The 25858-nt window shown below is 62.3% G+C and carries 25 protein-coding genes; 14 read left to right on the top strand and 11 right to left on the bottom strand.

What is annotated here, in order from left to right; translation table 11 throughout:
* The first annotated feature begins 8 nt into the window (after window positions 1-8).
* The 4 genes from AC1D05_RS25645 to AC1D05_RS25630 all read left to right on the top strand — a co-directional run bounded on the left by AC1D05_RS25645 (window position 9) and on the right by AC1D05_RS25630 (window position 4575).
* Complete coding sequence (locus tag AC1D05_RS25645; protein ID WP_477444514.1) at window positions 9-941, top strand: dimethylarginine dimethylaminohydrolase family protein; 933 nt, start codon at window positions 9-11, stop codon at window positions 939-941.
* A 222-nt stretch (window positions 942-1163) separates the two neighbouring features.
* Window positions 1164-3317 (top strand): transglycosylase domain-containing protein, encoded by a 2154-nt coding sequence (locus tag AC1D05_RS25640; protein ID WP_477444513.1) that lies wholly within the window; start codon window positions 1164-1166, stop codon window positions 3315-3317.
* A 111-nt stretch (window positions 3318-3428) separates the two neighbouring features.
* A complete protein-coding gene (locus AC1D05_RS25635) occupies window positions 3429-4013 on the top strand; it encodes a DUF1214 domain-containing protein (RefSeq protein ID WP_477444512.1) in 585 nt (194 codons plus the stop codon).
* A complete protein-coding gene (locus tag AC1D05_RS25630) occupies window positions 4006-4575 on the top strand; it encodes a DUF1254 domain-containing protein (RefSeq protein ID WP_477444511.1) in 570 nt (189 codons plus the stop codon). Before AC1D05_RS25635 ends, AC1D05_RS25630 begins: the two co-directional genes overlap by 8 nt.
* Window positions 4576-4656: 81 nt before the next feature.
* Here AC1D05_RS25630 and AC1D05_RS25625 read toward each other — a convergent pair whose 3' ends face one another.
* Entirely contained in the window at window positions 4657-4842 is a 186-nt protein-coding gene (locus AC1D05_RS25625; RefSeq protein ID WP_477444510.1) for a hypothetical protein, read from the bottom strand.
* A gap of 189 nt (window positions 4843-5031) precedes the next feature.
* Here AC1D05_RS25625 and AC1D05_RS25620 point away from each other — a divergent pair, with 189 nt between their 5' ends.
* Window positions 5032-6066: a hypothetical protein gene (locus AC1D05_RS25620; protein ID WP_477444509.1), complete on the top strand. Its 1035-nt coding sequence runs from the start codon at window positions 5032-5034 to the stop codon at window positions 6064-6066.
* Here AC1D05_RS25620 and AC1D05_RS25615 read toward each other — a convergent pair.
* The 3 genes from AC1D05_RS25615 to AC1D05_RS25605 form a co-directional block, all read right to left on the bottom strand.
* Entirely contained in the window at window positions 6044-6391 is a 348-nt protein-coding gene (locus AC1D05_RS25615) for a DUF1491 family protein (RefSeq protein ID WP_477444508.1), read from the bottom strand. The two genes, AC1D05_RS25620 and AC1D05_RS25615, sit on opposite strands and share 23 nt — an antisense overlap.
* Window positions 6392-6459: 68 nt before the next feature.
* Entirely contained in the window at window positions 6460-7272 is an 813-nt protein-coding gene (locus AC1D05_RS25610; protein ID WP_477444507.1) for a peptidoglycan-binding domain-containing protein, read from the bottom strand.
* A complete protein-coding gene (locus AC1D05_RS25605) occupies window positions 7247-9025 on the bottom strand; it encodes a sensor histidine kinase (protein WP_477444554.1) in 1779 nt (592 codons plus the stop codon). The genes AC1D05_RS25610 and AC1D05_RS25605 overlap by 26 nt, the downstream gene beginning before the upstream one ends.
* 533 nt (window positions 9026-9558) lie before the next feature.
* Here AC1D05_RS25605 and AC1D05_RS25600 point away from each other — a divergent pair.
* Window positions 9559-9909, top strand: coding sequence for a DUF5330 domain-containing protein (locus AC1D05_RS25600; protein ID WP_477444506.1), 351 nt, complete (start codon window positions 9559-9561; stop codon window positions 9907-9909).
* 101 nt (window positions 9910-10010) lie between these two features.
* On the top strand, window positions 10011-10439 hold the full coding sequence (locus tag AC1D05_RS25595; protein ID WP_477444505.1) for a SufE family protein: 429 nt from the start codon (window positions 10011-10013) through the stop codon (window positions 10437-10439).
* An 88-nt stretch (window positions 10440-10527) separates the two neighbouring features.
* On the opposite strand, the gene AC1D05_RS25590 is transcribed toward AC1D05_RS25595, so the two are convergent.
* Window positions 10528-10953, bottom strand: a complete 426-nt coding sequence (locus AC1D05_RS25590; RefSeq protein ID WP_027041593.1) for a Ros/MucR family transcriptional regulator — start codon at window positions 10951-10953, stop codon at window positions 10528-10530.
* A gap of 436 nt (window positions 10954-11389) precedes the next feature.
* On the bottom strand, window positions 11390-11758 hold the full coding sequence (locus AC1D05_RS25585; RefSeq protein WP_477444553.1) for an SH3 domain-containing protein: 369 nt from the start codon (window positions 11756-11758) through the stop codon (window positions 11390-11392).
* Window positions 11759-11876: 118 nt separating this feature from the next.
* Between AC1D05_RS25585 and AC1D05_RS25580 the strand changes: the two genes are divergently transcribed.
* The 3 genes from AC1D05_RS25580 to AC1D05_RS25570 all read left to right on the top strand — a co-directional run bounded on the left by AC1D05_RS25580 (window position 11877) and on the right by AC1D05_RS25570 (window position 15164).
* A complete protein-coding gene (locus tag AC1D05_RS25580; protein WP_477444504.1) occupies window positions 11877-14000 on the top strand; it encodes a S9 family peptidase in 2124 nt (707 codons plus the stop codon).
* Entirely contained in the window at window positions 13997-14623 is a 627-nt protein-coding gene (locus tag AC1D05_RS25575) for a LysE family translocator (RefSeq protein ID WP_477444503.1), read from the top strand. Before AC1D05_RS25580 ends, AC1D05_RS25575 begins: the two co-directional genes overlap by 4 nt.
* A gap of 151 nt (window positions 14624-14774) precedes the next feature.
* Complete coding sequence (locus AC1D05_RS25570) at window positions 14775-15164, top strand: SET domain-containing protein (RefSeq protein ID WP_477444502.1); 390 nt, start codon at window positions 14775-14777, stop codon at window positions 15162-15164.
* A gap of 7 nt (window positions 15165-15171) precedes the next feature.
* Here AC1D05_RS25570 and AC1D05_RS25565 read toward each other — a convergent pair whose 3' ends face one another.
* The 4 genes from AC1D05_RS25565 to AC1D05_RS25550 all read right to left on the bottom strand — a co-directional run bounded on the left by AC1D05_RS25565 (window position 15172) and on the right by AC1D05_RS25550 (window position 18383).
* Entirely contained in the window at window positions 15172-16119 is a 948-nt protein-coding gene (locus AC1D05_RS25565) for a cytochrome c (RefSeq protein WP_477444501.1), read from the bottom strand.
* Between the two features lie 8 nt (window positions 16120-16127).
* On the bottom strand, window positions 16128-16565 hold the full coding sequence (locus AC1D05_RS25560) for a c-type cytochrome (RefSeq protein ID WP_477444500.1): 438 nt from the start codon (window positions 16563-16565) through the stop codon (window positions 16128-16130).
* A gap of 163 nt (window positions 16566-16728) precedes the next feature.
* Entirely contained in the window at window positions 16729-17328 is a 600-nt protein-coding gene (locus AC1D05_RS25555; protein ID WP_013532667.1) for a superoxide dismutase, read from the bottom strand.
* A gap of 176 nt (window positions 17329-17504) precedes the next feature.
* Entirely contained in the window at window positions 17505-18383 is an 879-nt protein-coding gene (locus AC1D05_RS25550; RefSeq protein ID WP_477444499.1) for a branched-chain amino acid aminotransferase, read from the bottom strand.
* A gap of 155 nt (window positions 18384-18538) precedes the next feature.
* On the opposite strand from AC1D05_RS25550, the gene AC1D05_RS25545 reads away from it, so the two are divergent.
* Window positions 18539-19201, top strand: coding sequence for a haloacid dehalogenase type II (locus AC1D05_RS25545; protein WP_477444498.1), 663 nt, complete (start codon window positions 18539-18541; stop codon window positions 19199-19201).
* Between the two features lie 169 nt (window positions 19202-19370).
* A complete protein-coding gene (locus AC1D05_RS25540) occupies window positions 19371-20195 on the top strand; it encodes a L,D-transpeptidase (protein WP_477444497.1) in 825 nt (274 codons plus the stop codon).
* Window positions 20196-20388: 193 nt separating this feature from the next.
* Here the strand turns inward: AC1D05_RS25540 and AC1D05_RS25535 are convergent, their stop codons facing one another.
* Window positions 20389-21936, bottom strand: a complete 1548-nt coding sequence (locus tag AC1D05_RS25535; RefSeq protein ID WP_477444496.1) for a helicase HerA-like C-terminal domain-containing protein — start codon at window positions 21934-21936, stop codon at window positions 20389-20391.
* Window positions 21937-22260: 324 nt separating this feature from the next.
* Between AC1D05_RS25535 and AC1D05_RS25530 the strand changes: the two genes are divergently transcribed.
* Together AC1D05_RS25530 and scpA are read left to right on the top strand one after the other, a co-directional pair.
* The gene (locus AC1D05_RS25530) at window positions 22261-23703 is read left to right on the top strand and encodes a methylmalonyl-CoA mutase subunit beta (RefSeq protein ID WP_477444495.1); all 1443 of its coding nucleotides are present in this window, start codon (window positions 22261-22263) and stop codon (window positions 23701-23703) included.
* Window positions 23700-25823 carry a methylmalonyl-CoA mutase gene (scpA, locus tag AC1D05_RS25525; RefSeq protein WP_477444494.1) on the top strand — a complete coding sequence of 708 codons (2124 nt, stop codon included), beginning with the start codon at window positions 23700-23702 and terminating at the stop codon, window positions 25821-25823. Before AC1D05_RS25530 ends, scpA begins: the two co-directional genes overlap by 4 nt.
* The last annotated feature ends 35 nt before the right edge of the window (window positions 25824-25858 follow it).

Below are 25858 nucleotides of genomic sequence, written 5' to 3'. Positions count from 1 at the left end.
AGAACTCCATGACCGTTCATGATCGCATCGTCGCCGAGCCGTTTTCGCTGCAGCGCCGCAATCCGGCCGGCGGCACCAAGCCGCTGACATCATGGGGCTTCGCCAACGAAACCGACGTGTTGACCGACGTGCTGCTGGGATCGCCGAATTTCCTGCGCCATTTGTCGACCAGTTCGCTGTCGCGAAAGCACCTGCGCGAGGCCCCCTGCAATGTCCAGATCGCCCAGGCACAGCACAAGGACCTGGTCGCCGCCTACGAGCATTTCGGCGTCAACATCCACTGGCACGAGCCGACGCCGGAACTGCCGATGCAGGTCTATTCCCGTGATTCCAGCGTCATGACGCCTTATGGCGCCTTCATCACCGCCATGGCCAACTGGTGGCGGCGCGGCGAGAATTACGCGGCCATCCGCACCTATGAAAAGCTCGGCATTCCGATCTACGACATGGTCACTGCCGGCACGTTCGAGGGCGGCGACTTCAACGTCATCGAGGAGGGCGTGGTGCTGATCGGCTGCGGCGGCGCCCGCACGCAGGAAGAAGGCGCCCGCCAGGTGCAATCCTGGTTCGAGAAAGAGGGCTGGGAGACGCGCATCGCCTTCATCGACGAATATTACGTCCATATCGACCTGATGGTGGTGCCGATCGCCGAAAAGCTCACCGCGGTGTGCCTCGCCTGCACCGAGCCCGGCATCGTCGGCTGGCTGAAGGGCAAGGGCCATGAGATCATCGACGTGCCGTTCCAGGACACGATGGCGCTCGGCTGCAACTTCATGTCGCTCGGCAAGGACAGGGTGATCGCGCCGACCTCCAGCCAGGCGCTGATCGGCCAGCTCAAGGCGCGCGGTTTCGAGGTCGCGGCGATCGACATGAGCGAAATCTCCAAGACCGGCGGCGGCATCCATTGCATGGCGCAGGCGCTGAAGCGCGAAGCGGCCTGACAGCCCGGCAACGACAAACGGCCCTCGCCCGCCGGATCAAGAATCCGGTGGGCGGGCGACCGTGTCACCGGTTGCCTGCTTTTTGATCGACAAACCTTGCGGCTGTGTCCTCGCCGCCCTTGTGAGCGTCCACAAAATGGATGAATAGTCGGAACAGGGCGCTGCCCTGAAATTGCCGGCTTGCGGTTTTCAGGTCACGCCACAGCCGAGCCGGGTTTTTGAATGGTCAGCCCTGAACCGCGCAAGAGAAGAGGTGCGATCGCCTCCCGCCTTCTGGCGGTGGACGCCTGGGTCGATTCCTCGCTCTACGAGATCGGTTTCAAGGCACGGCAGTTCTGGGAAGGCGCAACGATCTTCTCGCGGCGCTTCCGCCTGAAGGGCTGGCGCCGCGTCATCATCGAACTCTTGAGCGAAGGGTTTACGCTCGGCGCCGGCGGCATCGTGGTGATGCTGGCGCTGGCGATACCTGCCTTCCAGGATACGACCGGCGACTGGCGTGCCCAGGGCGACTTCGCCGTCACCTTCCTCGACCGTTACGGCAACGAGATCGGCCAGCGCGGCATCATCCAGCGCGATTCCGTGCCGGTCGACGAGATGCCCGATCACGTCATCAAGGCGGTGCTGGCCACCGAGGATCGGCGCTTTTTCGATCACTACGGCATCGACGTTCTGGGCCTGTCGCGCGCGATCTTCGAAAATGTGCGGGCGAATTCCGTCGTCCAGGGCGGCTCGAGCATCACCCAGCAGCTGGCCAAGAACCTGTTCCTGACCAATGAGCGCACCTTCGAGCGCAAAATCAAGGAAGCCTTCCTGTCGCTGTGGCTCGAAGCCAATCTGTCGAAGAAGGAAATCCTGCAGCTCTATCTCGACCGCGCCTATATGGGCGGCGGCACGTTCGGCATCGAGGCGGCGGCGGACTTCTATTTCGGCAAGAGCGTCAAGGACCTGAACCTCGCCGAGGCCGCCATGCTGGCCGGCCTGTTCAAGGCGCCGACCAAATACGCACCCCACATCAACCTGCCGGCAGCGCGTGCGCGCGCCAATGTGGTGCTGTCCAACCTGGTCGATTCCGGTTTCATGACCGAGGGCCAGGTGCTGCAGGCAAGGCTGCATCCGGCTGACGTCGTCGACCGGGGCGAACAGAAAAGTCCGGATTATTACCTCGACTGGGCGTTCGACGAGGTCAAGAAGATCGCCAAGCCTGGCCAGCACTCGCTGGTTGCCCACACCACCTTCGACGCCAACATCCAGAAGGCGGCGGAGGAGTCCGTCGAGTTCCACCTGCGCCAGTTCGGCAAGGAGTACAACGTCACCGAAGGCGCGGTGGTCGTCATCGAGACCAATGGCGCTGTGCGGGCGATCGTCGGCGGCCGTGACTACGGCGCCAGCCAGTTCAACCGCGCCACCAAGGCACTGCGCCAGACCGGCTCGTCCTTCAAACCTTATGTCTACGCCACGGCGATGGAACACGGTTTCACGCCGAACTCGATCATATCAGGCGGCCCGATCAGCTGGGGCAACTGGTCGCCGCACAATTACAGTGGCGAGTCGGCGGGCAATATCACGCTGTTGATGGCGATGGCCAAGTCGATCAACACCGTGCCGGTACGGCTGGCCAAGGACCATCTCGGCATCGCACCGATCAAGGCGATGGCGGAATCCTTCGGGGTGGAATCGCCGCTCGAGGGACACAAGACCATGGTGCTCGGCACTTCGGGCATGACGGTGATGGACCAGGCGACGGGCTACAGCGTGTTCGCCCAGAACGGCTTCGTCGGTTCCCGGCACGGCATCACCCAGCTCGTCACCCGCACCGGCGACGTGGTGTATGACTGGACCAAGGACGCGCCGCCGCCGCACCGGGTGCTCTCCGAGCAGGCGCTGAAATCGATGAACACCATGCTGGCAGCCGTACCGGTGATAGGCACGGCGCGGCGGGCGCTCATTCCCAACATCGTCGTCGCCGGCAAGACCGGCACGACGCAATCCTATCGCGACGCCTGGTTCGTCGGCTTCACCGGCAACTACACGGCGGCCGTATGGCTGGGCAACGATGATTTCACCCCGACCAAGAACATGACCGGCGGCTCGCTGCCGGCGATGGTGTGGCAGCGCCTGATGGTCTACGCGCACCAGAACATCGACCTGAAACCGATCCCCGGCATCGACAAGCCGTTCGTCGACGAGGAGATCGCGGCCAAGGCCGCGGAAGCCCAGAAGAAGAGCGGGGACCAGGCCGCGGCCGACGCGGCCGCCGAACGGCCGGCGGTGCTGTCCAGCCGGACCACGCAGACGCTGAGGGACATGACGCAGATGTTCCAGTCCGCCCCCAAACTCGATGCCTCGACGCCGCCCGAAACGCTTTCGGCGCTGTGACATCAGCCCCGGCGCGGGCGAGGCCGACAGGCAAATCCATCACGCCGGCTTGCCACAGGGGCCCGCGCCGCGATATCCCCGAACGGCACTCCTTTATTCACTCGGCCCCTCATGCTCAAAAATGCCTTCCTGACGCTGCTTTCGCTTGCCATAGCCATTGGCGGCGGCGGCGCCAGCGTCTGGTATGCGCTGAAGATCCAGGACGGCGTCGGCGCGATCCGGATCGGCCAATGGACCGCCTTCCCCGACATCGGCACGCCGGTCGCCGACCCCTATTCCAAGGCGCGCGTGGCGCGCGAGGGCGTGCTTGCGCTCGGCCGCGCCGAAGGTCTGTCCTTCGTGGCGGAAAACGACGCTGCCGGCGACCAGCTCAAGCGGGAATGCACCTACAGAATAGAGGGCGGATTTCCGACCGCCCGCTTCTGGACGCTCTATGCCGCCGATCAATCGCTCGGCGTCGTCGAGACCGGCAAGCCGCGACTTGCAGTGCTTCAGTCCTACGAGGTGCTGCGCCAGGCCGACAATTCGGTGATCATTTCGGTCGGCCATCACCCGATGCAAGGCAACTGGCTGCTGACCGACGGTTCCGGACGGATGTATTTCGTCTTGACCTTCTACGACACGCCGATCGCCAGCAGCACCGGCCTGTCGGACGTTTCGCTGCCCAGGATCGTGAAGGCCGGCTGCGATGCGTAATCTCTATGCCGCGATGCGCAGGCTTTTTCACGCCGTCCTGCTCGGCCTCGTCGGCGCCGGCATCGTGCACATCGTGGTGCTGCTTCTGGTGCCGGAATTTTCCGAGCGCGACGCCTGGTCGCGACTATCGATGGCGTCGGATCTCTACAGGATGAACCGGCTCGATGCCGAGGCAGGCGGCGCGCCGGTGGTGAAATCGGTCGACCCGCTGTTTTATGCCGCGGCCTGCCGGTTCGACCTCGAGGAAGGCATGGTCCGGATCAAGGCGCCGGGGAATGTCCCCTTCTGGTCGGTATCGGTCTATGACCGCAACGGCCACAACATCTATTCCTTCAACGACCATACGGCGACCGGTGGCAAGCTGGACGCCGTGGTGCTGACGCCGGCACAGATGATCGACGTGCGCAAGGATCTGCCTGAGGATCTGCAAGGGGCGATCTTCGTCGAAGCGCCGATCGACGAGGGCATCTTCGTCATCCGCAGCTTCGTCCCGGACGACAGCTGGAAGCTGATCGTGTCGCGCTTTCTCGATCAGAGTTCCTGCGAGCTGCAGGATTTCTAGACCAGATCAAGGCCTGATATCCGCACCAGGAGAGCCGGCAGCGGATGCTGCCTGGTGAGCCGGTCGCCGCCTAGGGAAGACTCAGTGGTGCGGCATCGGCGTCCGTGGCGATCCCGGCTTGTCGGGCCCAGCAGGCCGCGCTTCGCCGGTGCTGGACCGCTCATAGCGGATGCCGGGAAAGATGATCACCGCCGCCGGTATTTCGGTGGTTTGCTTGGTTCGATTGGTCGATGCCGCACGCGGCACGAAAGACAGTACCATGCCCATGATTCGCGCATTCCTCTCGGTTTCCCCGGAGCACAACGCAACGCCTCCAAGAATCATTAAGGCCGGCAGAGGGTTAACGGAGCGCTAACGGATCACCGCTAACTTGATCTTTGTTCTTGGTAGTCGCGAAACCGACATGGTCCCGGTTGAGCATGATCAAGGCTGTGTATCGAGTATCGGGTATCCTTCGTGTCATCTTCGGACTTCAGGCAAATCGCTGTACGAACGGAATCGGGTAGAGCTGAAAGGCTGTTCCGCGCCGCGGTGTCGGCGTTCTGCTCGCTGACCCGCCCGTCCCGCCGTGAGATCGGCCAGCTCGAAGACCTGACGCTGCCACTGTTCGACGATGTGTCCGTCGAATCGCGACGCTACGTGGCAGCCGCCCTTTCCGAATGCGAATATGCCCCCGCAGCACTCGTGCGTCGCCTCTGCGAGGAACCGGTCGACATTGCCGCGCCGCTGCTGATCCGCTCGCGTGCCGTCAGCGATATCGACCTGATCGCGCTGATCGGCCGGCACGGCCTGCCGCATGCGCGCGCCATTGCGCGCCGCAAGGACCTGAACCCGACCATCGCCGATCTGATCAGGGCGCTCGAACGGCCGACGCTGGTGCGGGTGCGGGAACCGGAGGCGCAGACCGCCGTGGTGCCAGCTGCCGCAGCCGCAAATGCTGAACCGGTCGAGGACAGCGCGACAAGCCAACAGTCCCCCGGCACGGCCGCCGAGAATGCGCGGCGCAGGCTGCGTTCCATGATGCGCACCGGCGACGAAGCATCGGCGGCCAAGGTCGATGCGTTCCCTGGCTCCGACACCTATGTCAAACTGCGCGAGACGGCGCTGACGGGAAACGCCGCCTTCTTCCAGACCGCGCTGGCGGACGCCCTCGACATTGATTTCTCGACCGCGCGATCGCTGACCGCCAACCAGAACTATGCCTCACTGCTGGCGGCGCTGCGCTCGCTCGACTTCAGCGAGGACAGGGCATTCCTGATCACGGTCGCCATCTATCCCAGCCTGTTCCCGCATCCGCAGGCCATCCGCACCTACCTCGACCGCTACCGTCTGCTGCATCGCGATGTGGCGCTGGACAGGGTGCGGGGGTGGAAAGCCAAAACGCTGTCCAAGATGGTCCGCGAATCCACACCAGCAAACAGCGACAGCCGCATGGCCTCGAACAGCGACGAAGCCGAGGCCTCCGGCCTCAGGGCGTCTTCACGGAAATAAGCTCCTCGACAGGAACGGTCCCAGCCTCGATCTCGACCACCCAGATGTCGGGATCGAATTTTTTCTCCCGTTCCAGACGGGCATCGAGCACGGCCTGATCATCACCGGCGGCGAGAAGGCTGAAGAAGCGGTCGTCGGGCTTGGCCGAATCGTAGCTTGTCTGTGGCGCCGGCCCGTAGAGGGCGACCTCTCCCATCCTGCCCCGTGCCAGCACGAAAACAGCACCGGCCTCGGTCGCGCCGCGATTGACCACGGCAGCGAAACCACCGGCGCCGAAAACCCGGCGCAACAGGGCCGAGACCCAGAAATCCGATGTGACGCGCATGAGAAAGCTCCGAAAGCGTGCGGCTATCTAGCGACATTTCCGCAGCTCGGCGAGCCGTCATTTCCGGGTCAGTTGGTCAGGCCGATCTCGCGCATCTTGACGTAGACGATCTCGTCGGGCTCGCCGGTCTGCGGCAGTCCGAACAGCGACTGGAATTCCTTGATCGCCGCCTTGGTGCGGGCACCGACGACACCGTCCAGCTGCATATCGTCATTGCCGAACGCCTTGAGCCCGGCCTGGATCTTGACGATGCGGGGATCGGGTCCCTGGGTCGGGGCCGCATCCGTTTGCGCAGCATTCGTCTGCCCGGAATTTGTCTGCCCAGAATTTGTCTGCAGCGACACCGGAACGGCGGCCGGCGTATTCGGGCGCGGCTGCGGCTTCGGCACGGCAGCGGTCTTCGGCGTTGCGCCCAGCTGATCCAGCAGCAGCGCATCGATCTCGCCGGAGGCGTTGAGGCCGACCTTCTGCTGATAGGCCTGTATGGCCTTGCGCGTGTTGGGGCCGGAAATGCCGTCGACCGTGCCGGGATAGAAGTCGAGGTCCTTCAATATGCCTTGCACCTGCTCGACCACCGGATCGCCCTTCATCGGGGCGGGCGCCGCATTGGGCCGCACGATGTTGATCGTTGTCTCCGGCTCGTCGGCGGCAGAGTGCGCCAAACCCTGGAAATTGCGGGTGGCGAAGAACGCCCCGGCATGCGGGAAAGGCTGGTACCACAGCGCATTCGCCGAGACATAGAACAGCGTCACCAGGAATGCCGTCGATCCGCCCACCAGAACGGGATTGCGCGAAATCATCCCGCCGACGGCGATGGCGCCGTCCTGAAAGGCATTGCTGCGGCGTTTGACCGCCTTAGGCTGTTTTGCGGAGCGAGCCATTTCTGTCCCCTTTCGCCCTCGTCACCGGCATCGTCAGCACCCCTGCCTGGTTGGCCGGGCGCCCCTTCGGCCCGTTGACCGGCAGGCTGATGGTCACCGTGGTGCCCTCGCCCGGCATGCTTTCGATCGACATGGTGCCTTCGTGCAGCGCCACCAGCCCCTTCACCAGTGACAGGCCAAGGCCGGTCCCCTCGAAACGGCGCGTATAGTCGTTCTGGATCTGCATGAAGGGCTTGCCGAGATTGGCGAAATCCTCCTCGGCGATGCCGATGCCGGTATCCCTGACCCAGAAATGCAGGCGCGAGCCGATCCGCTTGGCGCCGACGACGACATCGCCGCCGTCGGGCGTGAACTTGATCGCATTGGAGACGAGGTTGATCAGGATCTGCTGCACGGCGCGGCGATCGGCATTGATGTCGCCGGCGTCGGGAGCGATCTGCGTCTGCAGGTCGATGTTCTTGGCCTGCGCCTGCAGGCTCATCATCGACTGGCACATGTCGACGGCTTCCATGAACCGGAATGGTTCCGGTTCCGCCGCGTAGGCGCCGGATTCGATTCGCGACACGTCGAGTATGGATGTCACGACGGCCAGCAGATGCTGACCCGAATCCCGCACCAGACCGACATATTCCTTCTGGCGCGGATCCTTGAAGGCGCCGAACATTTCGTGCAGCAGCATGTCCGAGAAGCCGATGATGGCGTTCAACGGCGTGCGCAGTTCATGGCTCACCACCGCCAGGAACCGACCCTTGGCCACTTCCGCGGCGGCTGCCGCTTCATTGGCCTGCGCGAGTTCCTCACGCAGCCGGGCCGTCTGGTCATTCTCGCGCAGGATGAGCGTGAAGACGTCGCCCTGTTCCTCGGCGCGCAGCAGTTCGAGCAGGAACGGCCGATAATTGTCAGCCATCAAGCGAATGTCATTTTGGCGACTGTCATTCTGGCGATTGTCACTCTGGCCATTGCCGTTCTGGGGCAGCCTGATGCGCAATTCGAGGCGACGCGAGCCAGCACCATCGCGCATATCGGCCAGGGCGCTGAGATAGGAGACACGGTCCGACAGGTGGACGCGGTCGAAGAGGCCGGTTCCGGAAAGCAGTTCCGGCGGCAATTTCAAAAGCGTGCGCGCCTTGGCCGAGGCATCGAGCACCTCACCATGGCGGCCAACCCGCAAGATCACCGCGTCGATGATGTCCTCCAGCCGGTCACCGCGATCCAGCGTATCAGCCACACCGGCACTATCGCGAAACGCCGACAGGCGCGGGATCAGTGTCAGCGCCCAGGCCAACGGCACCAGCCAATGCCAGGCGGCTATCTGCGCGCCCGCGAAGGGCAAGAAAGCCGCAGCCAGAGGCTGAAGGGCAATGGCAACAATGGCCGAGACCGCTCCCCACAGGGCCGCACGCCGTGAGGCGCCGATCCACCAGGCTTCGAACGGCAGCGCCACGGCAAGCATGGCGACAGGAGAACTCAACCCGCCGGCGGCGGCGATCAGACCGCCAAGAGCGACAGCCGCCATCGCCAGGGCGATCGGTGCCGCCGTGGCCATCCTGCCGGTCGCCGCCACCAGCAGGGCGATAAACCAGCACAGACCAAAGGCCGCGAAGATGGCGGCCATGGTCACCGCGGCACCCATGCCTGACGTAACCAGCGTGACCGCGGCACCGGCGGCAAAGAATGGCGCCGCCAGCATGACGCCGATGAAGCGGCGCTGGCGCTCGCGGCCGCTCTGCCCAAGAATCGAGGGATGCACCATACGTTCGCAACCGGCGGCAATCGCGCCAGGCAATTCAGCGTATCTGGCCTTGATCGGCATCAACTCAACGCACTCGCACTCGTCGTGAACAGCTCTGCTTTTGCAGATTGTTTTGATTGGCTCTGAAACTCTCATCCAGCGTTTAAGGAATGGATAAGGCAGGGCCGACCAAAGCCCGGCCTGTGGCAAATATCGGGATGCTTGCTGCCGAAAACCCGTGCAAATGCCGCCATAGTAAATGGAGGGTTATCCGAGAACGCATGCCGTCAGCGGACCATGGGCGCGGCGAGAAACGGCCTATTTCAAAGAAAATGCAATGGAAACAACCAGATAAATGGTTATCGCCGCGTAACCAAAATCGTCCCGATATGAAACAAATCCATGGCAAAACGCTTCGTTTCGAATTTGCCTAAAATTTGAGGAAAATTCTCTGCGAACCTGCAAGCCGTCCTTCGTGCCTGTGTGCCAATATCCTGCCCATAAAAGAGGTCATGCCATATGATGCATGATCCGGTCACGACGAGAGGCAAGGCATGTTCTTCCTGATAAGAATGGCTTTCTGGTTTTCACTGGTGCTGCTGGCGCTGCCGCTGAGCGTCGGTTCCGACGAGCCGGGGCAGGACAGCGTCGGGCCGATCCAGGCCCTGTTCGCGGCCCGTGACGCGGTGGGCGACATTGCCGGCATCTGCGAACGCAAGCCCGATGTCTGCGAAACCGGCAAGTCGGCGATGCACACAATCACCGCACGCGCCAAGGAGACCGCCAAGATCGCGGCCGCCATGCTGGACGACAAGTCCGCCGGCCCCGACACCTCGACAATGACCGGCAGCGTGCCGAAAGAGATTGTCCTGCCCGAGACCGTCAACCTGCCGATAAAGAATTAAGCCGTCTCGACGGCGCACCGCGGGCCGTCTGCCCTCTCGACGCCCGCGGTGTCCTTGTTTTTTCCGTGACGCGGCACCGCTGCATCACTATATCCAGGGTCATGACGACCACGATCCAGACGATCCGCGACGATTTTTCGTTCCTCGACGAATGGGAAGACCGCTACCGCTATGTGATCGAACTGGGCGAAGCGCTGCCGCCTTTTCCCGATGAAGAGCGCAATGCAGCCCACAAGGTGCCGGGCTGCGTCAGCCAGGTCTGGCTGACCACCAAGCGGGGACCGGGCAGCGACCCGGTCATTAGCTTCACGGGCGATTCGGACGCCCACATCGTGCGCGGCCTGGTGGCGATCATGCTGGCGCTGTTTTCCGGAAGGACCGCCAGCGAGATCCAGAAAACCGATGCGGAAGCGACGCTCAAAGAGCTCGGCCTGGACGAGCACCTCTCGCCCCAGCGCGCCAATGGCCTTCGCTCGATGGTCAAGCGCATCAAGCGCGATGCCGAGATGGCACTCGCGCAGACCGCCTGACTCGGCCGGCAGGGTCCTGTCACGTCCGCAAAATCAAACGGCGCCCGAAGGCGCCGTTGATGTCGGTTCGACCTGACAGAGCAGGCGACTACCGCGCCTTGCGCTTGCGGCCAAGGCCCATCTTCTTGGCGAGCTGCGAGCGGGCTGCCGCATAGTTCGGGGCAACCATCGGATAGCTCGGGTCGAGATTCCACTTTTCGCGATACTGGTCCGGCGTCAGATCATAGTGGGTCATCAGGTGACGCTTGAGCGACTTGAACTTCTTGCCGTCTTCAAGACAGACAATGTAGTCGTCATGAACCGAGCGCTTCGGATTGACAGCCGGCTTCTGCTTGTCGGCAGGGGGCTGTTCGGCGGTTCCGCCCACACGCCCGAGAGCGGCATGGACATCTGATATGAGGTTCGGCAGTTCGCCGACCGGTACGGGATTGTTGCTGACATAAGCGGCCACCACATCGGCAGTCAGCTCGATCAGCGCGTCAGCGTTTCTGGAAGGTGTTTCGACAATATCCATGGTCTTCAGGCCCCAACAAGAGTTACGTGGTCTGCGCCCTTTTTTACAGGCAGGGCATTGCACGAAATTTGAGCAGGTAGAATTTCTGCGATTCGTGTCGCGGGCACATCAATGCGACCATAGAGCAAGTAAGTCAATTCTCTCTTTGCATTATATTTGGGAATGTTGATCAACTATTCGGCAATCAGCTTCAAACTTTCGTGCATCATGTAATTTTTCGATATTTCGCCCGCCAAACCGGGAACGCCTGACGTTACGTCAGCTGATCGTTACATTCGCGATAACTCACAAAGCAGATTTCAATGCTCTGGTTTGCTTTGCCATTGAGCCGACAATCTTGGTTGTTCACATCTGTCCACAAAACCTCAGGTTGCCGCTCATCTTTTTCGCAGGCAACCAGACTACATGCCGCCTCAGGACAAATCGCTGGGGTCGATCAATACGGGGTGATGTACTTGCCATAGGCCCAGCCGGTAACGAAGGCACCGTTCTTGGCCGGGTCATGCCAGATCTCGCACCAGCGATAGCGAACCGTCTGCTGCTGCTTCCATGCCGGTTGATTGGCGATATCGAGCAGGTTTATGCCGCCGGTGCAGCGTCCGGTCATCTGCAGGACGGTCCCGTTCGGGTATGCGGGGTGCTTCTGCGATGTGCCGGACGGATAGTTACGCACATTGAGCGTGTCGCCGAACGGCACATTGGCCACTTGCCAAGCCGCGAATACGGTCGCATGAGACTGGCCGGCAAAGACCAGAGTTAGCGAAGCAACGGCGAAAGTCGCAGCAATCCGAGATCGAACAGTCATCATCTTTCCTCCCCCAACTCATCTCATGGAGCCGGCACTAACTCTAGGCTGCGGCCCTTGAACCCACCCTGATCAGCGTATTCATTCGCCATTCAAGATATTTCCCAAGCGAGACGCAATGACCAACACTCCCCGATTTCCGATCGTCAGCCCGCCGACACCCGAGAAGCGGCCGGTTTTCGACACGCATCACGGCATCACGCGAACCGATGAATATGCCTGGCTGCGGGCCGACAACTGGCAGGAGATGTTCAGGGACCCTTCCCTGCTCGATGCGGGTATCCGCGCCGAACTCGAAGCCGAGAATGCCTACCAGTCAAAGCTGATGGCCGACACATCAGGCCTGCGGAAACAGCTTTTCAAGGAGATGAAGGCCCGTATCAAGGAAGACGATTCTTCCGTTCCAATGAAAGACGGACCCTATGCTTATGGTTCTTCCTTCAAGCTCGGCGGCGAGCAGCCGCGCTATTTCCGCATGCCGCGCGACGGCGGTGCTGAGCAGATCCTGCTCGACGGTGACCTGGAGGCGGAAGGCAAGGCCTATTTCCGGCTTGGCGGCGTCGATCATTCGGCCGACCATCGCAAGCTGCTGTGGGCCTTCGACGACAAGGGCTCCGAATTCTACACCCTGCGCGTACGCGATCTTGCCGACGGCAAAGAACTGGCGGACCAGATTCCCGCCACCGGCGGTTCGGGCGTGTGGGACGCGGGCAATGACGGGTTCTTCTATACGCGTCTCGACCCCAACCACCGGCCGTCGAAAGTGCTGTTCCACGCATTGGGACAAGACCCTGAAAACGACCGCCTGATCTATGAGGAAACCGATCCCGGCTTCTTCATGAATGTCGACGGCACCCGCAACAACCAATGGATCATGATCGGCATCAACGATCACGAGACCTCGGAATACCGCCTGTTGAGCGCCAGCGATCCGTTTGCCGAGCCCAAGCTGGTTTCGGCGCGAGAGATCGGCCTGCAATATGAGCTGGAGGAAGGCGGCGACATTTTCTTCATCCTGACCAATGCCGACGGCGCCAAGGACTTCAAGATCATGACGGCGCCGGCAAGCGATCCGGTCCGCGCCAACTGGCAGGAGCTGGTGGCGCATCAGCCGGGCCGGCTGGTCCTGTCGGTGATCGGCTTCAAGGACCATATGGTCCGGCTCGAACGCAAGGAGGGCCTGCCGCGCATCGTCGTGCGCGACCGCACCAGCGGTGAAGAGCATCTTCTGTCTCTCGATGAGGAAGCATTCTCGCTCGGCCTGTCGGGTTCCTATGAATACGACACCGAGATCATGCGCTTTTCCTATTCGTCGATGACGACGCCGGCGCAGGTGTTCGACTACAATATGCGCACCCGCGAGCGTGTATTGCTCAAGACCCAGGAAGTGCCATCCGGCCATGATGCGGACCACTATGTCACCAGGCGGCTGATGGCGCCCGCCGCCGACGGCGAGCTTGTGCCGATCTCGCTTTTGCACCATCGCGACACGCCGCTCGATGGATCAGCGCCGTGCCTGCTCTATGGTTACGGCTCCTACGGCATCACCGTGCCGGCGGCCTTCAACACCAACTGCCTGTCGCTGGTCGACCGCGGCTTCGTCTACGCCATCGCCCACGTCCGTGGCGGCAAGGACAAAGGCTACGGCTGGTACGATGACGGCAAGCGGGAGCACAAGATGAACACCTTCACGGATTTCATCGCCTGTGCGCGCCACCTCGTTGCCGAGCGCTACACCGCCCATGACCGCATGGTCGCGCAAGGCGGTTCGGCCGGCGGCATGCTGATGGGCGCCGTCGCCAACATGGCGCCGGAGTGCTTTGGCGGCATCGTTGCCGAGGTTCCGTTCGTCGACGTGCTCACCACCATGCTCGACGCGACCCTGCCGCTGACGCCGCCGGAATGGCCGGAATGGGGCAACCCGATCGCGTCGGCCGACGACTATCGGACGATCGCCGCCTACTCCCCCTACGACAATGTCGCCGCGCTCGACTATCCGCCGATCCTGGCGCTTGCCGGCCTCACCGATCCGCGCGTCACCTATTGGGAGCCGGCCAAATGGGTGGCGCGGCTGCGCGACCGCAAGAGCGGCGATAATCCGGTGCTGTTCAAGATCAACATGGATTCCGGCCACGCAGGTGCGTCGGGCCGGTTCTCAAGACTTGAGGAGATCGCCTATACTTACTCCTTCGCGCTGAAGGTGACGGGCAAGGCGCAGCTTGCAGAGGAAATCCTCGGATGATCGATCTGTCCACTTTGATCGCCTACATCGCCGTCGTGCTCGGCTTTGTTTTTATTCCGGGTCCGGCCACGCTGTTGACGATCGCCCGGGCAACTAGTTCGGGAACGAAGGTCGGGATCGCGACCGGTGCCGGGATCGCGGCCGGCGACATGTTTCACACTGTCATGGCGATGGTCGGCATCTCGGCGATCATCGCCACGTCGGCGACACTCTTCAGCATAGTAAAGTACATCGGCGCGGCCTACCTGGTTTACCTCGGCATTCGCGCGATCATCGAGAAAACGCCAACCGATCCGACCGCCGGCGCGCTCGCGATCCCTGCCGGCAAGGCGTTTCGGCAGGCTGTCCTGACCGAGGTACTCAACCCCAAGACCGCGCTTTTCTTCCTCGCATTCCTGCCTCAGTTCGTGCGGCCCGAAAACGGATCGGTGATACTTCAATTGGCCGCATTGGGAATTGTCTTCGTCGCGCTGGGCCTTTTCAGCACGGTCATCTTTGCGTTAAGCGCCGGTCGCCTAGGCTCTTTCCTGCGCCGAAATCCGACCGTGCTGAAATGGCAAGGCAAGGTTGTCGGCGGCATCTACTGCGCCCTGGGCGTACGTCTGGCGCTGCAGCAGCGCTGAGGTTCCGGACGGCACGTTCACTTTTGGGTTCGGCGATCATGACTTTTTGAATTCCGCATCGCTCATTTCCCCTCGCAATTGCGATGGTCGCGCGTTACCCAAGGCACGGCTTTCCCGGGCGATGAAGCCCGCACTCGCACAAGGGTCCATTATGCTGCTCGTCGACGTCTATCTCGACAAATCACCGATCCAGGGCATCGGCGTGTTTGCCAAGCACCACATTCCCAAGGGCACGCTGATCTGGAAGCTCGACCCCCGCTTCGACCGGATCATCGACGTCGAGACCTATGAGGGCGAGAGCGGGCCGGTGAAGAACTATCTCGACCGCTATTCCTACCCCGACCGGCGCGATCCGGCCTATATCGTCTTCGAAGCCGACGACGCCCGCTACATGAACCATGACGACGAGCCGAATTGCGATGTCTCCTCACCTGAGGAAACCTTTGCGCTGCGCGACATTGCACCCGGCGAGGAACTGACCTGCAACTACAATCTTTTCTTCGAGACGGGCTTCGATTTCCTCGGCGACCGCCACCTGTAGTCGATACTCAGCTCGCCGGCTTGCGTGCGGGATAACCGTTCGGGTGCGGCGGTATTGCCTTCAGATAGGCGGCGATAGCGGCACGATCCTCCGGTGTCAGCTCAGCCATGTTGCGCTGCACGTCGACCATCGCGCCGCCCACGGAATCGAAATCGGGCGTGAAGCCGGTTTCGAGATAGTTGACGATGTCGGCTTCCGACCATTTGGCGATGCCTCCCTCGCCCGATGTGATATTCGACACGATGCCGCTGCCTTCGGCGGCGGTTGCGCCCGCCAGCCATTCGTTCTTCTTGATACCGCCCGCAAAGTCGCGCGGCGTGTGGCATTCGCCGCAGTGGCCCGGCCCTTCGACCAGATAGCGGCCGGCCATCACGGGATCAGGCGTGCCCTGCGGGAACGAAACAACCGGCTGATCGCTGAGATAGAGGAGCTTCCACAGGCCGATGCCGCGACGGATGTTGAACGGGAAGGCCAGCGAATTGCTCGGCGCCTTGCCGGCGACCGCCGGCAGCGTCTTGAGGAAGGCGTACAGATCGGCGATGTCCGATGGCCTCATGCGTGCGTAGGACGTGTAGGGAAAGGCCGGATAGAAATGCTCGCCAGCCGGCGATACGCCCTTGAGCATGGCGTTGGCGAGATCCTCTAGCGACCATGCGCCGATGCCGTCCTTTGGATCTTGCGAGATGTTGGGAGGCACGAAGGTGCCGAACGGCGTCTTGAGTTCAAGGCCGCCGACCAGTTGAAGCCGCGCATCGCCCTGTGAGCCCGGCTTGGCGTGGCAGGAGGTGCAGCCACCGGCATAGAAAATGCGCTTGCCGCGACCCGCGTCGCCCGGCCCGAGTTGCACCAGTGCCGTCGCGTCAAGCTTGACCGGCGCCGACAACAGCCAGCCAGCAGCCGCGCCGGCGCCACCCAGAACGAGAGCCACGCCGACGAGCTTCTTCAGCCATGCCATGGCTGAGATCAGCCCTTCTTGACCCTGTAACCCTGATGGCAGGTGCCGCAATCCGAGCCGATGATGCCGAGTTGCGCCTTCAGCGCATCGACATCGGCGGGAGCTGCTGCGACGGCGGCCTTGACGTCGGCGAGATACTTGTCCCCGGTGGCCTTGAAGCCGGCCATGTCTTCCCAGATCTTCGGCCCCGCCGTGGTGTCGCCGGCGTCGCTGCCTTTCGGGAACAACGCGTCGGCGTCGAACTTCTCGGCATTCGCTTGCAATGCCTGGAGTTGCGCTAATACGGCAGCGGCATCAAAGGGGTCCTCGCCCTTGACTACTTTCGAAATGCCGCCGGCGATCTTTCCACGTTCCTTCATCAGACCCTGCCGGTCGAGGATCGGGTCGGCGAAGGCCGCCGAACCGGCGAAGGCGAGCATAGAGATGGCGATGACAAGCTTTCTCATTCATTTGGCTCCATGATGAAGGTATTTGGGGACAGGACGTTAACGGAAGCGGCGGGCTAAATATTCCCTTCCCCCGGGCGATTTTTGCCTGGCCTTCGCAGCCACCGACATCGATCCAGAAAAAGAAAAGCCCCGGTGTTGCCGGGGCCTTTCTGACGATCGATCACTTCGCCTTTTCGTAGAGTTCCAGCACATGATCCCAGTTGATCAGGCTGTCGACGAACGCCTCGAGATATTTCGGGCGGGCGTTGCGGTAGTCGATGTAATAGGAGTGCTCCCAGACGTCGACGCCGAGGATCGGCGAGGCGCCATGAACGAGCGGGTTTTCGCCATTCGGGGTCTTCGAGATCGCCAGCTTGCCGTCCTTGACGGAAACCCAGGCCCAGCCCGAACCGAACTGCGTCGTGCCGGCTGCGATGAAGTCAGCCTTGAACTTGTCGTAGCCGCCGAGATCGCTGTCGACCGCCTTCTGCAGCGCGCCCGGCAGCTTGTTGCCGCCGCCGCCCTTCTTCATCCACTTCCAGAAATGGATGTGGTTGTAGTGCTGGGCTGCATTGTTGAAGAGACCGGCATTCTTGCCGAACGACTGCTTGACCACCTCTTCGACCGACAGATCGCCAAGGCCTGCCTCGGCGGCCAGCTTGTTGCCGTTGTCGACATAGGCCTTGTGGTGCTTGTCGTGGTGATACTCCAGCGTCTCTTTCGACATGTAGGGTTGCAAGGCCTCATAGTCGTAGGGCAGAGCGGGCAATTCAAAAGCCATGGGTAGTACTCCCTCGTGGAAAAATCCGGTGTGGATACCGGATTAAGATAGGTCTGGATTGAGCTGGGACAACTCCGGAAGTGAAGCGCCGGTACCCTTCTAAGCGGGTTCCGGAAAACTGTCACACGGTTTTCCCGCGGCGAAGCGCGCAGCGACGAAAAGGCCGGGCTGAAGCGTCAGCCAGCCGGCGTAGAATGCGCCCAGTCCCAATAGAGCTCTCGCGCCTTCTTTGCCACCGGCCCGGGTTGCAGATTGCGATCCTCTATGCGCGTGATCGGCACCACCTTGGAATGGTTGCCGGTCGAAAAGATCTCGTCCGCTTCGAGGAAATCGCGCACCGACAGCGTCTTTTCCGTCGTCTTGAAGCCGTACTCGCCGAGCAGTGTCATCGTGCGCGAGCGGGTGATGCCGGACAGGAAGGTGCCGTTCGGCGCCGGCGTCAGCACATGGCTATCCTTGACCAGGAAGATGTTGGAGCTTCCGGTCTCGGCGACATTGCCCAGCATGTCGAGCACCAGCGCATTGTCGAAGCCGCGCATCTTGGCTTCGAGGATGGCCCGGCCATTGTTGGGATAGAGGCATCCGGCCTTGGCGTTGGTCGGCATGGTTTCGATCGTCGGACGCCGGAACGGCGACACCGTCACCGAAAATCCGGTTGGCGAGATCATCGGCGATTCATAGAGGCAGAGGCAGAAACGGGTCGAAGCGGGATCGGCCGGCACGCCCATATAGCCGCCATGCTCGGCCCAGTACATCGGCCTGATATAGACCGCTGTCTTGCCGTCGAACTTTTTCAATCCATCCCAGGTCAGCCCGACGATCTGTTCGGGCGACATGTTCGGCTTGAGGCCAAGTGCGATCGCCGAGGCATTCACCCGCCTGGCATGGAGGTCGAGGTCGGGCGCCACGCCTTCGAACCAGCGCGCCCCGTCGAACACGCTGGTGCCCAGCCACATGGCGTGGCTGCGCGGCCCCAAAATGGCGACGTTGCCCTCATACCAGTCGCCATCGACGAAAGTCCATGTCGCGGATTGCGCCGCTGCCGCCAGTGTCATCGCGTTATCCCGTTCCGATCAATCTTGTGTGACAACATTGGATGATGCTTTGGCCGCTGCCGTCAACGGGCATAGGGGAGTTTTGTTGAGGCCAGCGGCGGGCGCGATGCAATCAAGGCTTGCACCTTGCCCCGCCTCGCCTCAAAACAGTTGTCATGCAATACGCCGCCTATGTTTTCGACGCCTACGGCACGCTGTTCGACGTGCACGCCGCCGTGCGCCGCCATGCCGATCAGATCGGGCCGGATGGCCAGTTGCTGTCCGAAATCTGGCGCGCCAAGCAGCTCGAATATTCCTGGGTGCGCACGCTGATGGGCGCCTATGCCGACTTCTGGCAACTGACCGAACAGGCGCTCGACTTCGCCCTGCGCAAGGTCCCGTCCGCCGATCCTAGCCTCAAGGCCAAGCTGCTGGAAGCCTACTGGCGGCTGGATTGCTACCCGGAAGTGCCGGCCGTGCTGAAAGCGCTCAAGGCCTCGGGAGCCAGGCTGGCGATCCTCTCCAACGGCTCGCCCGAAATGCTGGAAGCGGCGGTCAAGTCCGCCGCGCTCGACCAGGTTCTGGACGACATCTATTCGGTCGATGCGGTGCGGCGTTTCAAGACCGATCCGGCGGTCTACGACATGGTCGCCACCGGCTGGCGCCTCTATCCCGGCGCGGTGTCCTTCCAGTCGTCCAATCGCTGGGACATCGCGGGCGCCACCAAATTCGGCTTTCGCACGGTGTGGATCAACCGCTTCAACCAGCCCGAGGAGTACCGGGACTTCCCGCCTGCCCTGATCCTGCCAACCCTCGAAGCTTTGGTGTCAAGCGGCTAGGGTTGTGGCCTTGGCGCCACAGTGGCGATGCAGTCACAGCTTCGCCTTTGTTTGTCCACGTTCGGGCCAGAATCGGAACCGCCTATCGTCTCAGGTGTTGTAAGGCACCTCGTAACAACGGTCGGCGAATTCACGCTTTGTTGCGATTTCCGACCTAAAGAAGGCAACCATGTCCAATACCGAAATCGAATCCTTTCGCCTGAGCCGTCGCGGCTTCCTCAATGCCGCTGCACTGGGCGCCGCCTCGATTGCGGTTTCCGCATGCGCCACCACCGGGCCGGGACCGGTCCAGCCCCCACCGCCGACTTATGTTGAACCGCCTCTGCCGGACTACGCGACGATGTATGCGGCCGTCAGCGATGGCGGTTTCGACCTTCCGGCCATACCGTTCGAAAGAATCGATCCGCAGTACCTGCGCCAGATCGTGCCAGATCCGACGGGGCAGAAGCCTGGCACCCTCGTCGTCGATACGACCGGACATCATCTCTATCTGGTGCGACCGGGCGGCCAGGCGATCCGCTATGGTGTCGGCCTCGGCCGTGCCGGCTTCGAATGGTCTGGCGATGCCGTCGTCCAGTGGAAGCAGAAGTGGCCAAAATGGACGCCGCCGGATGAAATGATCGCCCGGCAGCCGGAATTGAAGCCATACAGCGCCGACAATGGCGGCATGCCCGGCGGGCTGAAGAACCCGCTCGGTGCGCGCGCGCTCTATCTTTTCCAGGGCAACGTCGACACGCTCTACCGCCTGCACGGTTCGCCGGAATGGAAATCGATCGGCAAGTCGGTTTCATCGGGCTGCGTTCGTTTCATGAACCAGGACATCATCGATCTCTATGATCGCGTGCCCCAGAAGACGCCGGTCATCGTGACTGCTGATATCGGTCAGGCAATGGCGGCGACGGCCAACCGCAAGGCTATCCCGATCGATTCCGGCGTGCCGGACGGATCGATCCTGCTCGGACCCGTCAAGGCGGTCACGAACGCGATCTTCTGAGTTAGCAGTCTACGGAAATGCTTAGAGCTGTTCACCGTTTCACGGAAACGGCGACCGGCTCTAAGTCCTTGTTTTGACGCAATTCCGGACGGAAAACCGTTCACACTTTTCCTGGAATTGCTCTTGCGCCACGCGTTCAAGGGAACGCGCGGCGCTGTAAGGCAGTAGAGGCTTTGCTGCCTTGGCATAAATCTCAGCGCCCCCGCGACAGGCTCCCCAAAATCCCGCGCACGATCGCGCGTCCGACCGACGAGCCGACCGAGCGCACCACGGACTTGATCGCGGCCTCCGCCACCGTCTGGCGATTGGAGGGGCGCGGCGCTGGCGCGCGGCGGCCACCCGATTGCGGCGGCGGATCGTCATTGCCGAAGCCCGGAATGGTCCAGCGCGAACCGCCAGTGCCGGCCTGCTGCGCCTGCGCTTCGGCGTCCTGCGCCTCCTTGGCCTTCTTCTGCAGCATCTCGAAGGCCGATTCGCGGTCGATGACCTCGTCGTACTGTCCGGTGACAGGGCTTTCCGCGATCAGCTTTTGCCGCTCGGCAGGAGTTATCGGCCCGAGCCGCGACGACGGCGGGCGGATCAAGGTGCGTCGAACCATGGACGGAATGCCTTTGGCCTCCAGCGTCGAGACCAGCGCTTCGCCGGTTGCGAGCTGGGTGATGGCGACGGCGCAATCGAAATCGGGATTGGGACGGAACGTTTCCGCTGCCGTCCTGACCGCCTGCTGCTCACGCGGCGTGTAGGCGCGGAGCGCGTGCTGGACGCGATTGCCGAGCTGGGCCAGAACCTTTTCAGGGATATCCAGCGGGTTCTGCGTGACGAAATAGACGCCGACACCTTTCGAGCGGATCAGGCGGACGACTTGTTCGACGCGGTCTATCAACACCTTTGGCGCCTCGTCAAAGAGCAGATGCGCCTCATCGAAGAAGAACACCAGCTTCGGCTTGTCGGGGTCGCCGACTTCCGGCAGCACCTCGAACAGTTCCGACATCAGCCACAACAGGAAGGTCGCGTAGAGCCGCGGGTTCATCATCAGCTTGTCGGCGGCGAGCACGCTGATCGCACCGCGCCCGTCCCGGGTGGTGCGCATGATGTCGGAGATCCGTAACGCCGGCTCGCCGAAGAAATGGGCCGCACCTTGCTGCTCCAGGACCAGCAGCGTGCGCTGGATGGCTCCCACGGAAGGCTTGGTCACATTGCCGTAGCGCGAGCCGATCTCGTCGGCACGCTCGGCGATGTTGGCGAGCAGCGCCTGAAGATCCTTCATGTCGAGCAGCAGCAGGCCTTCCTCGTCGGCCAGGCGGAAGGCGATGTTCATGATGCCTTCCTGCGCCTCGGTGAGGTTCATCAGGCGCGACAACAGCAGCGGGCCCATCTCAGAGACGGTGGCGCGGATCGGATGCCCCTGCTCACCGAACAGGTCCCAGAAGATGACCGGAAATTCCTGGAAGTCATAGGGGTCGAGCTTGACCTGCGCGGCCCGTTTGACCAGGAAATCCTGCGCCGTGCCCATCATGGAAATGCCGGACAGGTCGCCCTTGATGTCGGCACAGAATACCGGCACGCCGGCATTCGAAAAACCTTCGGCCAGGATCTGCAAGGTGACGGTCTTGCCGGTGCCGGTCGCGCCGGTCACCAGGCCATGGCGATTCCCATATTGCAGCAACAGCTGCTCGGCACGCTGATAGCTGTCGTCGGGCTTGCGGCTGGCGCCGATGAAAATACTGGTGTCGTCAGCCATATCCAGGGTCTCCGCAAATTGATGTGTCAAAAGCCAGCCTTTGCCCGAAGGTATAGTCAGGCTGTTGCACAGCGACAATGCCCATTGTCCAAAGCGGGCCGATCATCCAAATCGGGCCAATCGTCCCAATCGGACCCATCGCCGAACCGGATTTTTGGAACTTGCGGATTTTGCTGGTGTTTGGCAATCGTTCATGGTTCGTCCATGCAAGCCGCCCTATATCAGACGGATCGCATTCGGACCCGGGACGTGCATTGCGATAACCGGTCGGGGACCGTAGACTGAACCGCCCGGCTGGTGCGGCCACATAAACGAGGAAGATGGATGGGCGCCGGAGCCTTGACCAAGGATGTTGAACCTGTGAACGCCGAGCGTCAGCGTTGGCTGGCCCTGGCGGAAAAGGCGTTGGCCGGCGCATCCTTCGAGGAAAAGCTGGTCTCGCACACCGACGACAGCTTCCGCATCGAGCCACTCTATGACCGTGCGACCGGGACAGAGCCGATCGTGCGCGCGAATCCCCGATCGCCCTGGATTGTCAGCCAGCGCGTCGACGACCCTGATGTCGATCGCGCCAAGGCACAGGTCCTGGATGATATCGCGCAGGGCGCGACGGGATTGTCGCTCGTCTTCGAAGGTGCTCCGAACGCATTCGGCTACGGTCTGCCGAGGACCGCACAGGCGCTGGAAACGGTGCTGGAGGGTGTGCCCCTCAACCGGATCCAGATCCGCATCGACACCCACCCGTGGAGCCGCCCCATGGCCGACTGGCTGGTGGCGTTCCTGAGCAAGCGCCGCTCCGATCCGGCAAAGCTCAACCTGTCGTTCGGCATCGATCCGGCGGCTATCCTTGCCGGAACCGGCCGGCTGCGCATGTCGATCGAGGCGCTGCAGGAATCGATGCCGCAATCGCTGGCACATTTCTTCTCGATGGGCGTTCCGGGCGTGCTGCTGGAGGCGGACGGTCGCGTCTTCCACAATGCCGGCGCCACGGAGGCTCAGGAACTCGGCATCATGCTGGCTTCCGCTGTCTCGTATCTCAGAATGTTCGAGAAGGCGCGGCAGCCACTCGTCTATGCGGCACCGCATATCGGCTTCGCGCTCAGCGTCGACCAGGACCAGTTCCTGTCGATGGCCAAGGTCCGGGCGTTGCGCAGGCTCTGGGCACGGGTGCAGGAAGCCTGCTCGATCCCCAATTCCACGGCCAACATCCATGCCGAGACATCATTTCGCATGATGACGGCATTGGACCCCGAGACCAACATCCTGCGCACGACGATCGGCTGCTTTGCCGCGGCCGCGGGTGGAGCCGATTCGATCTCCATCCTGCCGCATACCATCGCGCACGGCCTGCCGGCGGCTTTTGCCCGCCGCGTCGCGCGCAACGCACAGTTGATCATGGCCAATGAAAGCCATGTCGATCACGTCGCCGATCCCGCCTATGGGTCCGGCGCGGTCGAAACGCTGACGGCAGACCTTTGCGAAGCCGCTTGGGCGGAGTTGCAAACGATCGAGGCCGAAGGGGGCGTCTTGTCCAGCCTTCGGGACGGACATATCCAGCAGCGCGTTCGCGCTGCCGCCGCCCGTCGCGACGCCGCCTTCAAGACAGGCGAGCGAGCCATCATCGGCACAACGCTCTATCCACAGAAGAGCGAGCGTCCAGTCGAGACACTGGACGCGGCGCAGCGGCCTGCCTTCACCGAAGGTGTCGTCCTGTGCGAACCGCTGTTTCCGGCCCGCATCGACCAATCCATCGGGGCCGCCTCTTGATCCCGGATTTCAGTCAGATCGGCTGGGCGCCGCCCCGCCGCGCGCCGGTCGAGGTCAAGGGCCAGCGGACGACGCCGGAAGGGCTTGTCGTCAAGCATCTCTACAATCAGGGCGACCTCAAGAGCCTGCCGTATCTCGACACCTATCCAGGCCTACCGCCCTTCGTGCGCGGCCCCTACCCGACCATGTATGTCCAGCAGCCCTGGACGATCCGGCAATATGCCGGCTTTTCGACGGCCGAAGAGTCCAACGCCTTCTACCGGCGCAATCTTGCCGCCGGCCAGAAAGGCCTCTCGGTCGCCTTCGATCTGGCTACACATCGCGGCTATGACAGCGACCATCCGCGCGTTGCCGGCGATGTCGGCATGGCGGGCGTCGCCATCGATTCCATCCTCGACATGCGGCAATTGTTCGACGGCATTCCGCTCGGCGACATGACGGTGTCGATGACGATGAACGGCGCGGTGCTGCCGATCATGGCGCTTTATATCGTCGCGGCGGAAGAACAGGGCGTTGCGCAGGAGGATTTGGCCGGGACCATTCAGAACGACATTCTGAAGGAGTTCATGGTCCGCAACACCTATATCTATCCGCCGAAACCCTCGATGCGGATCGTGTCGGACATCTTCTCCTACACATCGAAGAACATGCCGAAATTCAATTCGATATCGATCTCCGGCTACCACATGCAGGAGGCCGGCGCGACCGCCGACCTGGAGCTTGCCTATACGATCGCCGACGGCATCGAATATGCCCGCGCCGGTGTCGCGGCCGGCCTCGATATCGACCGTTTCGCGCCACGCCTGTCCTTCTTCTGGGCGGTCGGCATGAACTTCTTCATGGAAGTCGCCAAGCTCAGGGCCGCACGCCTGCTGTGGGCGACGCTGATGAAGAAGAATTTTGCGCCGAAGGACGAGCGTTCGCTGTCGCTGCGCACCCATTGCCAGACGTCCGGCTGGTCGCTGACGGCGCAGGACCCCTACAACAACATCATCCGCACCATGATCGAGGCGATGGCGGCGACGCAGGGGCATACCCAGTCGCTGCACACCAACTCCTTCGACGAGGCGATGGCGCTGCCGACCGATCACTCGGCGCGCATCGCCCGCAACACGCAGCTCATCCTGCAAAAGGAATCCGGCACCACGCGCATCATCGACCCCTGGGGCGGCTCCGCCTATCTCGAACGGCTCACGCATGATCTGGCCGCACGCGCGCTCGCCCATATCGAGGAAGTCGAGGCTCTCGGTGGCATGGCCGCCGCGACCGAACAGGGCATCCCGAAACTGCGCATCGAGGAAGCCGCGGCGCGCACTCAGGCGCGCATCGATTCCGGCGAGCAGATGCTGGTCGGCGTCAACGCGCATCGCCCCGAGAACGACATCGAGGTCGACGTGTTGAAGATCGACAATGCCGAGGTCAGGGCCCGGCAATTGTCGAAGCTGCAACGGCTGAAGGGCACGCGCGAGGTCGCCGCCGTCGAAAGCGCGCTCGATGCGCTGACCCGTGCCGCGCTAGGCAATGAGAACCTCTTGGAATTCGCCATCCGCGCCGCGCGCGCCAATGCCACGGTCGGCGAGATCTCGTTTGCGCTCGAAAAAGCCTTTGGGCGGCACGTCGCGACAGTGCAGACCATTTCCGGCGTCTACCGCAAGGCGCTTGGCGACAATCCGGTGGTCGACGGGCTGCACGACAAGCTCGCTGCCTTCGAGAAAAAAACTGGCGGCAAGCCGCGCATTCTCGTTGCCAAGATGGGACAGGATGGCCACGACCGTGGGCAGAAGGTCATCGCCACCGCCTTCGCCGATCTCGGCTTCGACGTCACCGTCGGCGCGATGTTCCAGACACCGGAGGAGATCGCCAAACTGGCGGTCCAGCATGACGTCCATATCATCGGCGCCTCATCGCTGGCGGCAGGACACCTGACGCTGATCCCCGAATTGCGCGACGCGCTGAAGAAACTCGGCCGTAGCGACATGCTGATCGTCGCCGGCGGCGTCATCCCGCCACAGGATTACGACGCGGTGCTGCAAGCCGGCGCGGCGGAAATCTTCCCACCGGGAACGGTTATTCCGGAAGCGGCGGACCGGTTGATGGATCGGCTGCTGGCAGCTCGATAGGTTTGTTATAATATCCGTTGCAACGGAATTGCTAT

Source organism: Mesorhizobium sp. P2_E9, assembly GCF_056403815.1.
Note: the sequence above shows the minus strand (reverse complement) of the source record. Positions and strands in the feature narration are given on the sequence as shown.